We start from the raw sequence: 11,836 nt of genomic DNA, 5'->3' as shown, positions 1-11,836 counted from the left end.
ATTCCGCAAATCATCCAGAATAATCTTTTATGGTGAAATCTTGCTACTTTCGCAAGGCGGTTTAACCGACTACCGTAAATCTTATATTTTTCTGATAATTGGGAGGATTTAATTCATGAACAAAACAGATTTGATCAACAACATTTCCAACAAAAGCGGTTTGACTAAGAAGGACGTAGAGAACGTTCTGAACGGTTTCCTTGGCGAAATCACGGACGCCTTGGCTAATGGAGATAAAGTTCAATTGATCGGCTTCGGCACATTCGAAACCCGCAAGCGCGCAGGCCGTACGGGCCGCAACCCGCAAACGGGCAACACGATCGAAATTCCGGAATCGAACGTTCCTGCATTCAAAGCAGGCAACAAGCTTAAAGAAGCTGTAAAATAATGCGCGTCGATAAATTCCTGAAAGTATCGAGGTTAATCAAGCGGCGTACCGTAGCGAAGGATGTATCGGATCAAGGCCGGGTGCTGATCAACGGCCGCGAGGCCAAGCCGAGCAGCTCGGTGAAGCTGGGCGACGAAATCACCGTCCAGTTTGGCCAGAAGCTGGTAACGGTCCGGGTCGAGCGTCTCGCGGAGACTACCCGTAAAGATGAGGCGAACAGTCTCTATACCTTGGTCAAGGAAGAACCGATCGTTAAAGATAACGGACTGGACTGGTAGATGTCCCGCCCGTTTCAAGCGTCCCTCTCCAAATGGAGCAGGGGCGCTTTTTTCATCCCGATTTGCGTAAGCGAAGGTGAGCTCTTTGTCTAGAAGTGTCTTCCTTTACCTGTTCTAAAGGCAGCCGCCTCCCCATAAGCTATTGTTAAAAGGAGGGGTACATGCCATGATCGACCAAGGGAAGGGTAAATTTCACGACCTGCGCATGCAGAACCGGAAGCTGCTGGACATTACCGGCGTCCAGAATGTGGAGAGCTTCGACAGCGAAGAGTTTCTGCTTCAGACCGAGCTTGGGCATCTCACGATTCGGGGGCAAAATTTACATATTAAAAATCTCAGCCTGGAAGAGGGGCTTTTGTCGATTGAAGGTCTGGTGCATTCACTTATTTATTTGAATCCCGGGTCCCAGGCCAAGAACAAGAGTCTTCTGGGCAAGCTGTTTAAATGAACCCGAGCGTTCAATGGATCACGCTGCTCTGGATGCTCTTCTCCGGGGCAGCAATGGGCGTGGCCTTCGACAGCTACCGGGTGCTGGCCGGCCAGCTCCACTTCCCGAGGTGGTCCAAGCATGCCCTTGATTTTCTATATTGGGTGGCGGCAGCCCTCTTCATCTTCCGCATGCTGTATGTGACAAATAACGGACAGCTCCGCTTCTATGTGTTTGTAGGACTCTTCATAGGGGTTTGGATCTATTTTTTATTATGGAGTGTCATAACCCAGCGTTTTGTGGTAATGTTAATTCAGGCAGCAAAAGGGCTCTTGTCTATTTTGTACAAGTTATTCCGAATGCTGATATGGAATCCGGTAAGAGGGATTCTCATGATATTGCTGGGACTGCTTCGCTTCCTGTGGAAGTTTCTGTTGTCGCTTCTGCGTCTGGTGCTGAAATGCCTGATGCCTTTTTGGCGGCTCTTGAAATGGATGCTGAAGCCGATCACATCCCGGCTCAAGCTGCCGGCTTGGTGCAAGCTGGTGGCGGACAAGGTCATTAAGGCGTGGAAACGCTGGTTCTAGGAGGTAGGGTCATGGGGCGATATGCTGAACAGCCGAATTCGAAGAAGCAGGCTTCCGGGCAGACACAAGCCAACACGCAAGGCGCCCGCCGGCGTAAACGAATATTTTTTACGATCATGGCGCTGTTTTTGATCTGGGCCGGTTCTTCGCTCTGGTCCCAAAATGACCGTATCCGCAAACAGAATGAAGCGCTTGAGGAGAAGCAGCAGCAATACAAGGTGATCGAGCAGTCGATGAACCAGCTCCAACACGAGGTGGAGCGGCTGAATGATCCTGAATATATCGGGCAGATTGCCCGGAAGAAATTCGGGCTTTACTTGCCGAATGAAACGCCGATTATTCAGCCCCAAAATTCGGGCGAATAGCCGTAATTAGGCATGACAGACGTCTGTTGACCTTGATCAGGTCATTATGTATAATCAAATCACCGTAGCTTGGATTCCAGAAGATCTGGGCCGTATATTTTTAAGGGAGGATCATTTTATTCTATGGCAATTGAAGTGGGCACCAAGTTAGAGGGCAAGGTGACAGGCATAACGCATTTTGGAGCATTTGTGGATCTGTCAGGAGGTGTCACGGGTCTCGTTCACATCTCAGAAATCGCCGATAATTACGTTAAGGACGTCAACGACCATTTGAAGATTAACGATGTCGTGACCGTCAAGGTAATTAATGTCGATAAGGACGGCAAGATCGGTCTTTCGATCAAGCAAGCTGTCGACAAGCCGGCTTCTGAAAGTCGACCACCCCGGGGACCAAGACCGGAGCGCAGCAGCGGCGGAGAACGATTTGGTGGTGGCGGCGGTGGTTTCAACCGTGAACGCGGCGGACGCCCGTTTAAGCCTGCAGCCAATAAGACTTCTTTTGAGGATAAAATGTCACGCTTCCTGAAAGATAGTGAAGAACGAATTTCTTCGCTCAAGAAGAATACCGAGGGCAAACGCGGCGGACGCGGAGCCAAACGTATGTAAATTCGATAAAATATAAACTGACCGCAGAGGGACCTAAGCCTTCTGCGGTTTTTTTGTCGCCGCAGGCAAGCGTACGACAGGTTCCTACGGGATTTACGGTGGAATGGACCGTGATGGAGGGAGACGGGACGCCGCAATTCGGGAAATGAACGGCAGGTCCGCATTGGAGCGGACACCTGCTAATGCCGCTTGGGCACGGGGATGATCCGCTTTTGTTCGTCCGTTCGCGGAAGGCGGCTTTTTTGTCGGAAATTTCTTTTGAGCTTGTCCGGTGTTCTGACAAACTTTCCTGTACGGGGGTTTTATAATGGGACCAACAAATTCGTGAAGAATGGGGTGCCAGCGTAATGGATAAAAGAAATCTGGTGATGTTTCCGGGTACTGAGGCAGTCAAGGGAGGAGCGGGTTCGCTGCGTGCCCGTTTGACGGATCGATTAGGGCTGTTGTCCTTCCTGCAGCGTCCCATCCACTTCCTGGCCACGAAGAAGTGGATGATCTTATTGACCTTTATGGGGTTCCTGCTTGGACGAGCCATGATTTTGGGGGAGCTCTCGCCGTTTGCGGCAGCCTACTTCGCGGTCATTGCTTTTATGCGCCGCGACGTGCTGCTGCCGGTAGGAATCGCCATTGTAGCAGGAAGCCTGCTTACCCCCTTTCCGGTCGCTTGGATGGTGCCGGCAGAGATTCTCATTTTTTATTTCATGATGCGGGGACTGGAAACGTATGACCGGGCGGAATTATCGTATGCCCCGATGATGGTCTTCGTCTCCACGTTCTTCGTGAACCTGTTCGCCGTGCTGGTCGGACCGAGCATTACCTGGTATTCGATGATGATGCTGACCTTGAATGCGGTGCTCAGCTTCGTGCTGACGCTGGTGTTCATTCAGGCGATACCGGTAATGACGCTCCGCAAGAAATCATATGTGCTTCGGAATGAGGAAATTCTATGCTTGATCATTCTGCTGGCGTCGGTCATGACAGGTGCCGTCGGCTGGACGATCCAATCCCTGTCGATCGAGCATGTCCTCTCCCGTTATTTGATCCTTCTCTTCGCACTGGTTGGAGGTGCTCCTCTAGGAGCCTCGGTAGGGGTCGTGACAGGGCTCATCCTGAGCCTTGCGAATATATCCGCTTTCTCTCAAATGAGTCTGCTCGCGTTCTCCGGCATGCTTGCCGGCATGCTGAAGGAAGGGAAGAAGCCCGGCGTATCGCTTGGCATGCTGCTCGGCGCGACCATTCTCTCCATTTATTTCAGCAGCCCGAACGAGGTGCTTGTCTCCACGTGGGAAACCTGCGCAGCCATCGTATTCTTCCTGCTGACGCCGAAGAGCGTAATGCAGGCGATTGGCAAATATGTTCCCGGCACGCAGGATCACACCCGTTCCCAGCATGAGTATGCGAAGCGGGTTCGCGATCTGACGGCAGACCGGGTGACCCAATTCTCCCGGGTATTTCGCCAGCTGTCGCAAAGCTTCGGGCAGACGACCGGAACGGTGCAGCCGCCCGGCAAACAGGCCGAAGAGATGAATCATTTCATGAATGCGGTTGCCGAAGGCAGCTGTGCGACATGCTATAAACGCAATCAATGCTGGGACATGAAATTCTATCAGACCTATAAATATATGACGGATATGATGACTTCGATCGAAGAAAATCCGGAGCTGGAGGTGAAGGATCTGCCAGCGGAGTGGAGCCGAATCTGCTCCAAGAAGGAGGAGGTGCTGGCGATCCTCAAGCAGCAATACCATCTATACCAACATGATATGCAGTGGAAACGCCAAATATACGACAGCCGTCACCTGGTCGCCGAGCAATTGTCCGGCGTCTCGCAGGTGATGGAGGATCTTGCGCGGGAAATTAAACGGGAGAGCCAGACGATGCACATCCAGGAGGAGCAGATCCGGGAAGCCTTGCAGCATTTGGGATTGTCGATCCAAGGCATCGATATCATCAGCCTGGACTCCGGCCATGTGGAAATTGAGATCATTCATGCCTATACCCGGGGATATGATGAATGCAGGAAGATTATCGCCCCGCTGCTGTCCGATATTCTCGGCGAGCATATCGCCGTGGTGGAGGAGACGCTGACCCATCCGCGGGACGGGCTGGCCACGGTGCGTTTCGGATCGGCGAAGACCTTTGAAGTCATCACGGGTGTGGCCGGGGCCGCCAAGGGCGGGGATATTTTGTCCGGCGACAGCTTCAGTACGGTGGAGCTGGGGAACGGCACATTTGCCGTGGCTCTGAGCGACGGTATGGGCAACGGGGAGAGAGCGCGGCTCGAGAGCAGCTCCGCGCTGAGCATTCTGGAGCAGCTGCTCCAATCCGGCATGGACGAGAAGCTGGCGATCAAGTCGGTGAATTCGATATTAATGCTGCGATCGCCGGATGAGATTTATGCGACGGTCGATATGGCGTTAATCGATCAATATACGGCTCAGACGACATTTATGAAGATCGGCTCGACCCCGAGCTTTATTAAGCGGGGGAATGAAGTGATCCCCGTTACCGCCAGCAATCTGCCGATCGGTATCATTCAAGATATTGAAGTCGATCTGGTGTCGATTCAGCTGCAGGCGGGAGATGTGCTCATCATGATGACGGACGGTATTTATGATGCGCCGGGTTATGCCGTTAACAAGGAGCTGTGGATGAAGCGGATGATTCAAGAGGTGACCAGCTCCGATCCGCAGGAAATTGCCGATTGCCTGCTCGAAAAGGTGATACGCTATCAGCAGAATCAAATTCATGACGATATGACGGTCGTAGTCGGACGTGTGGATCACTATCAACCGGAATGGTCCAATGTGCATATCCCCGGATTCTCCAGAATGGAACGGCCGCGTACGGTAAGTTAGGAGGATCATCCGCGATATTATCCATACGGACTGGCTGAACAGCACAGTTGAGCGTGACCAGTTGCACAGAAAAACACCACAATACTTCCGATTGCCCGGGAAATGGAGGTGCCTGGCTGCTAGAATCGGATTATCCCTGCAATTGGAGCGGTTTTGTTTGAACTCTCTCAAAAGTGGAAATGATAGAGATAGAACTCAAACAGACCGAAACCGATGGAACGGGAGGCGATTCTACCTATGAAACAAATCTTGCTGATAACCGACGGATGCTCGAATGTAGGCACAAGCCCGGTGCTCGCTGCGGCTCATGCGCTGCAGGAAGGGATCGTTGTGAATGTGGTGGGCGTGCTGGATTATGGTACGATCGGCGAGCTCGGAGGATTGGAAATCCAAGAAATTGCCAAGGCCGGAGGGGGGATACACCGGATCGTGGGAACGCCGCAGCTGGCTCAGACGATACAGATGATGACGCGGAAAACCGTGGTTCAAACGATCCAGCAAGCGGTAAATAAGGAGATACAGCATATTTTGGGGGATGGATCGCTGGAGGATCTGCCGCCTGCCAAGCGCTCTCAGGTCGTTGAGGTGGTGGATGAGCTGGCGGAAACGTCGCCGCTTCAGGTAGCACTGCTGATTGACGCGAGTGCCAGCATGAAGCCGAAGCTGGCTGCCGTCGAGGAAGCGATACGGGATCTGATGCTCAGTCTGAAAGCCCGTGCGGGCTCGAGCCGGTTATCCGTGTTTCACTTTCCGGGCAAGCATAGCGGCGAGGATGCGGTGATGGACGTCGACTGGACCTCGGATTTGGACGGCGTCAGGAGCATGTTCGGCCGGCTTCAGATGAAGGGAGCCACCCCGACGGGACCAGCGCTGTTAAAGGTGATTGAATTTTACCGATATGGTACACTAGAGGGTAATCAATCATGGCAGGGACATTCCAGCCAAGAGGAAGGGATGCTCGGTGACTACGTCGTCTAGTCCGGCGTACCCGCCAGGGACCGTCATAACGGGAAAATGGGGGAGGAGCCGGTACATCGTTGAGCGGCTCCTAGGCAAAGGGGCCAACGGCAAGGTATATCTTGTGCGCCCGTCTGGCGGACGGGGCCGGTATGCCCTTAAGGTGGGGTACGACGCCTTGGATCTGCAATCCGAAATTAACGTGCTGAACGCGCTGAAGGAGCAAATGCCGGATCCGTATCTGGTGGAGGCGGATGACCATTTGGAAGGCAGCCGGGAAGTGACATTTTACGTCATGCGCTATATCGAAGGCAGCCCCCTGCACCGCTTTATCCGCGCCCGCGGCACGGAGTGGCTCGCCTTGATCGGGATGAAGCTGCTCGAGAAGCTCTCGGTCCTCCATGCATCCGGTTACGCCTTCGGGGATTTGAAGCCGGATAACGTAATGGTTTCGGCCTACGGTAGGGTGGAGCTGATCGATTATGGAGGCGTCAGTCGGTTTGGCCGGAGCGTGAAGCAGTTTACGGAATGGTATGACCGGGGATATTGGAATGCCGGAAGCAGGACCGGCGACGGTTCCTACGACCTGTTCTCGTTTGCCGTGATGTGTATCGGGCTGCTGGATGAAAAGGCTCTGCGTGAAGCCTCCTGCCAGCTTCCCCAGACGCGGAGCGTTTCGGATCTGCAGCTGCTAATGCGAAGAAATCCTGTATTTAAGCCTTATGCCGCTTGGCTGAACAAGGCGCTCACAGGTGATTTCGCGGATTCACGGGAAGCGCTGAACGAGTGGAAGCGCCGGATTTATGAAGCCTCGGAGCGTCATGTCCGGCATATCCCGGTCAGCACGCCGAGATGGCTCAAGAATGCGTTCGGCATTTCGGCAGCCATTTTGGCCTGCGCCATCTATCTCTTCCTTCGCTCTTGATGTCCGTTGCCGTGTTACGGATTCATAAAGTGCAACCTCATAAAGGGGACTTAAAAGTGAAACAGGATTATATGCACCGGATCGTTTCGGACGTGTTGCGCGCTGCCGCCGAATATGGGCTGTGGTCCGAAGGGGACTGCATCGTGGTCGCCGTATCCGGCGGGCCCGATTCCGTAGCTCTGCTGCATGTGCTGCATGAAATTTCGACCAAGCATACGCCGCTTAGGCTCGTATGCGCTCATGTCCATCATGGCTTTCGCGCCGAGTCGGATGCGGAAGCGGAGTTCGTGCGCGAATTGGCGGAATCCCTCGGTCTTCCGCTGGAGATCGCGTACGCCGACATTCCCTCATATATGGAAGAGAGCGGAAAGGGCGGGCAGGAGGCGGCCAGAGAGAAGCGATATGATTTTCTCCTCCAAACGGCTCGGACATACGGAGCCCGAGCGGTGGCTCTTGCCCATCATGCCGACGATCAGGCCGAGACGGTCATGATGAAGCTTCTGCGCGGCAGCGGCTTGTCGGGCTTGTCCGGCATGCGATGGAAGCGCACCGAAAAAAATGTGGAACTCATCCGCCCCTTCCTTCGTATAAACAAGGCGGACATTTTGGAGCTGTGCCGCCGCTGCGGCTTTTCATATGCCATGGACTACACCAACCTGCAGACGAAATACCGCCGCAACGCGATTCGCCTGGAGGTATTGCCGTTTCTGGAACAATACAATGCGCAGCTGTCATCCTCGCTGAATCAATTAGCGGAAATTGTACAGTATGAGGATGATTACATGGATCGGGAAGCGGAGCGGGCATATCGTCAGTTGGTGCAGGAGAACAATGGGAGGCTCGCCATCGACGCGCCTTCCTTTTTGGCCTTACATGTCGCTTTACAACGGCGTTTGATTAAACTAATATTAACTTATCTGCCCTCTAAACAGGAAATCGCCGATTTTGTCAAGATCGAATCGGTACGCCAAGGCATCTTGAACAATCAGCGGAGCAGTTGGCGTCTTTCACTGGGGGGCGGCATTACCTGTATCCGCGAGTACGGTCGAATTACTTTTTGGCCGGAGCCTCCGTCCGAACAGGGACAGTACATATATACTCTCGATTCTCCCGGAGACTGGCAGGTGCCCATTCCGGAAATCGGCAAGCTGCTGACGCTGTCGATCAGGACAGACGGCAGCACTCGGTCCGGGGCAGCCGGCTCCGCCAGCGCGGTGGAGTTCGATGCCGACGAGCTTCGATTTCCTTTAACCGTGCGTAACAGACAGCCGGGAGACAAGATGAAGGTTATGGGATTAAACGGAAGCAAAAAGGTGAAAGATATTCTCATTGATGAGAAAATTCCACCGTCTGTCCGTTCCCGGATTCCGATCGTTTGCGACAGTGCCGGCAACATTGTATGGATTCCGGATGTACGACGTTCCTATCATGCTGCCCCAGGGCGGCATACCGTGCGGATTCTCCGTATGGAGTTTACGGAGCTTTAAGGTTTCAGGCAAGCATAGACGCTAAGCATGGCCCGTTTCACGCTTTCATATGTATAAACTAGGAGGTCCATTGAAGTTGCAGAATGACATTCAGGAAATACTGATCACAGAAGAAGAAATTCACGCGAAGATTAAGGAACTCGGTTCAAAGCTCAGCGCCGAATACGAAGGACGCAATCCGCTCGTTATCTGCGTTCTTAAAGGTGCGTTTATTTTTATGGCAGACTTGGTTAAATCCATTACAGTACCGCTGGAGCTGGATTTCATGGCAGTGTCCAGCTACGGGGCATCCACCAAGTCATCGGGCGTGGTCAAGATCATTAAAGATCTCGATGCATCCGTTGAAGGCAGGGATGTGCTGATCGTGGAGGATATCATCGACAGCGGCCTTACGCTGAGCCATTTGATCGAGCTCCTCAAGAGCCGCAAGGCCAACACGGTTCGCGTTGTTACTTTGTTCGACAAGCCTGCCCGCCGCACGGTGGATTTGCAGGCCGATTACACCGGGTTCGTGCTGCCTGACGCATTCGTCGTCGGCTACGGGCTTGATTATGCCGAGCATTACCGGAACCTCCCCTACATCGGGATTCTGAAGCCGGAAATCTACAGCAGTTAAACCGCGCCATATGGGCTGCTGCCACGGATCTTGGCCCTTTGTTGAGAAGGCCAGACAGGCTGTGGTAAAATATCTTATGTGTCTTGAGAGGAGGTAGGGGATGAGTCGGTTCATCCGGAATTCTGGTTTTTATTTGATTCTATTTTTGGTCGTGGTGGGCATAGTACAATTCGTCACCAACGGTGGCGAGCAGGCCGATGCCCCTAGTTATAATCAGCTGCGGCAGGAAGTCAAAGATAACAACATAAAGGAAATGACGGTTCAGTTCGACGGCTACGCGTATCTGGTGACCGGTAAGTATAGGGAAGTCACCGAAGAGAAGAAGTCGGAGAATTTCTCAACCTACATTCCGGCTACTGATGCGGCGATGCAGGAATTGACCGCAGCCAGCGAGAGCAACGATGTAAAGCTGACCGTGGTGCCGATGGAAGGCCAAAGCATTTGGCTGACACTGCTTTCATCCTTTATTCCGCTCGTGATCATGTTTGTTCTGTTCTTCTTCCTGTTCAATCAAGCTCAGGGCGGCGGCGGCAAAGTGATGAACTTTGGCAAGAGCAAAGCCCGCTTATATAATGAAGAGAAGAAACGCGTTACGTTTGAAGACGTAGCCGGTGCTGATGAGGAGAAGCAGGAGCTCGTTGAGGTTGTCGACTTCCTGAAGGATCCGCGCAAATTCAACACCGTCGGCGCCCGCATTCCGAAGGGTGTGCTGCTTGTCGGTCCTCCGGGAACCGGTAAGACCCTCCTGGCTCGTGCGGTTGCCGGTGAAGCAGGCGTTCCGTTCTTCAGTATTTCCGGTTCCGACTTCGTGGAAATGTTCGTCGGTGTCGGTGCTTCGCGTGTACGCGACTTGTTCGAGAACGCGAAGAAGAATGCGCCATGTATTATCTTCATTGACGAGATTGATGCTGTGGGCCGCCAGCGCGGCGCCGGCCTTGGCGGCGGACATGACGAGCGCGAGCAAACGCTGAACCAGTTGCTCGTAGAGATGGACGGTTTCGGGGCGAACGAAGGCATCATCATCGTCGCTGCTACGAACCGCCCGGATATTCTGGACCCGGCCTTGCTGCGTCCGGGACGTTTCGACCGTCAGATTACTGTAGATCGTCCGGATGTTAAGGGACGTGAAGCTGTACTGAAGGTGCATGCACGCAACAAACCGCTGACGAAGGATGTCAAACTCGACATCATCGCGAAGCGTACGACCGGTTTTACAGGCGCCGATCTGGAGAACCTTCTGAATGAGGCGGCCTTGCTTGCCGCACGTCGTAACCGTAAAGATATATCCATGACGGAAGTCGACGAGGCAATCGACCGCGTGATTGTCGGTACCGAGAAGCGCAGCCGCGTAATCAGCGACCGCGAGAAGCGCATCGTGGCTTACCACGAAGCCGGTCATACGATTGTCGGTTACTTCTTGGAGCACGCGGATACGGTGCATAAAGTAACGATTATTCCACGCGGCCGCGCCGGCGGATACGTTATCATGATGCCGAAGGAAGACCGCATGCTCGTGACCAAGCAGGAACTGCTCGATCGCGTAACCGGGCTGCTCGGCGGCCGCGTGGCGGAAGAGCTGTTCATCGGAGAAATCGGAACCGGAGCATACAGCGACTTCCAGCAGGCAACCAGCATTATCCGCAGCATGATCGTGGAATACGGTATGAGCGAGAAGCTCGGTCCGATGCAGTTCGGTACCTCCCAGGGACAAGTGTTCCTTGGCCGGGATATCGGGCACGAGCAGAACTACAGTGACCAAATCGCCTACGAAATCGATCAGGAAATGCAGCGGTTTATTACCGAATGCTACGAGAAGTGTAAAGAGCTTCTGTCCAAGCATGCCAAAGAGGTTCATTTGATTGCGAATACGCTCCTGGAGAAAGAAACGCTGGAGCTTGAGCAGATTAAGAATCTCATTGAGACTGGAACAGTCGAAGGCAACGGCGAAGGCGAAGGCTCCGGCTCTTCCGAGAACGGTGAGCCAACGATCGATAACATCGGTGATGTCCGCGTCCGTATTCAAGGGAAGGAAGAAGGCCAGCAGCCGACTTCTACGGAAGAGATTCCGAACAACCCGATGGATTCGAATCCGGAACGTAAGGATTCGGAGCGCAAAGATCCTCCTGGCGGATCGGACAACGATAGCAGCTTAACGTAAATTCGCTCAAATACTCGTATTTGGAATAAAAATGAAGAACCGGAGAACGATCATTCGTTTTCCGGTTCTTTTTGTGCTTCTTATCACATTGACAGGGATTAGAGCTCCGTGTACATTAGTTGTTAAATAAGGATGCGCATCCTTTCACAAAGGTTGCGAATGTCCTTCAACACATGGTCATCAA

At 53.2% G+C, this 11,836-nt stretch carries 12 protein-coding genes; all 12 read left to right on the top strand.

From position 1 onward, the window contains the following. Window positions 1-115 precede the first annotated feature (115 nt). The 12 genes from BBD41_RS14125 to ftsH all read left to right on the top strand — a co-directional run bounded on the left by BBD41_RS14125 (window position 116) and on the right by ftsH (window position 11,652). Window positions 116-388 (top strand): HU family DNA-binding protein, encoded by a 273-nt coding sequence (locus BBD41_RS14125; protein ID WP_007132879.1) that lies wholly within the window; start codon window positions 116-118, stop codon window positions 386-388. Beyond that, on the top strand, window positions 388-666 hold the full coding sequence (locus tag BBD41_RS14120) for an RNA-binding S4 domain-containing protein (protein WP_077570950.1): 279 nt from the start codon (window positions 388-390) through the stop codon (window positions 664-666). Before BBD41_RS14125 ends, BBD41_RS14120 begins: the two co-directional genes overlap by 1 nt. Window positions 667-832: 166 nt before the next feature. Next, window positions 833-1,114, top strand: a complete 282-nt coding sequence (gene yabP, locus BBD41_RS14115) for a sporulation protein YabP (protein ID WP_007132881.1) — start codon at window positions 833-835, stop codon at window positions 1,112-1,114. Then, window positions 1,111-1,680, top strand: coding sequence for a spore cortex biosynthesis protein YabQ (gene yabQ / locus BBD41_RS14110; protein WP_099477946.1), 570 nt, complete (start codon window positions 1,111-1,113; stop codon window positions 1,678-1,680). Before yabP ends, yabQ begins: the two co-directional genes overlap by 4 nt. A gap of 11 nt (window positions 1,681-1,691) precedes the next feature. Then, window positions 1,692-2,045 (top strand): FtsB family cell division protein, encoded by a 354-nt coding sequence (locus tag BBD41_RS14105; RefSeq protein WP_077570954.1) that lies wholly within the window; start codon window positions 1,692-1,694, stop codon window positions 2,043-2,045. A 123-nt stretch (window positions 2,046-2,168) separates the two neighbouring features. Next, the gene (locus tag BBD41_RS14100) at window positions 2,169-2,651 is read left to right on the top strand and encodes a S1 domain-containing RNA-binding protein (protein WP_077570956.1); all 483 of its coding nucleotides are present in this window, start codon (window positions 2,169-2,171) and stop codon (window positions 2,649-2,651) included. 347 nt (window positions 2,652-2,998) lie between these two features. Next, window positions 2,999-5,509, top strand: a complete 2,511-nt coding sequence (spoIIE, locus tag BBD41_RS14095) for a stage II sporulation protein E (protein ID WP_099477945.1) — start codon at window positions 2,999-3,001, stop codon at window positions 5,507-5,509. A 237-nt stretch (window positions 5,510-5,746) separates the two neighbouring features. Then, window positions 5,747-6,487 carry a vWA domain-containing protein gene (locus BBD41_RS14090; RefSeq protein ID WP_099477944.1) on the top strand — a complete coding sequence of 247 codons (741 nt, stop codon included), beginning with the start codon at window positions 5,747-5,749 and terminating at the stop codon, window positions 6,485-6,487. Further along, window positions 6,471-7,391 (top strand): protein kinase domain-containing protein, encoded by a 921-nt coding sequence (locus BBD41_RS14085; protein ID WP_099477943.1) that lies wholly within the window; start codon window positions 6,471-6,473, stop codon window positions 7,389-7,391. Before BBD41_RS14090 ends, BBD41_RS14085 begins: the two co-directional genes overlap by 17 nt. Window positions 7,392-7,447: 56 nt before the next feature. Next, window positions 7,448-8,878: a tRNA lysidine(34) synthetase TilS gene (gene tilS / locus BBD41_RS14080; RefSeq protein ID WP_099477942.1), complete on the top strand. Its 1,431-nt coding sequence runs from the start codon at window positions 7,448-7,450 to the stop codon at window positions 8,876-8,878. A 76-nt stretch (window positions 8,879-8,954) separates the two neighbouring features. Beyond that, a complete protein-coding gene (gene hpt, locus BBD41_RS14075) occupies window positions 8,955-9,494 on the top strand; it encodes a hypoxanthine phosphoribosyltransferase (RefSeq protein WP_077570966.1) in 540 nt (179 codons plus the stop codon). 100 nt (window positions 9,495-9,594) lie between these two features. Then, window positions 9,595-11,652 carry an ATP-dependent zinc metalloprotease FtsH gene (gene ftsH, locus BBD41_RS14070; protein WP_077570968.1) on the top strand — a complete coding sequence of 686 codons (2,058 nt, stop codon included), beginning with the start codon at window positions 9,595-9,597 and terminating at the stop codon, window positions 11,650-11,652. The last annotated feature ends 184 nt before the right edge of the window (window positions 11,653-11,836 follow it).

Source organism: Paenibacillus ihbetae (assembly GCF_002741055.1).
GTDB classification, from domain to species: domain Bacteria; phylum Bacillota; class Bacilli; order Paenibacillales; family Paenibacillaceae; genus Paenibacillus_AQ; species Paenibacillus_AQ ihbetae.
Note: the sequence above shows the minus strand (reverse complement) of the source record. Positions and strands in the feature narration are given on the sequence as shown.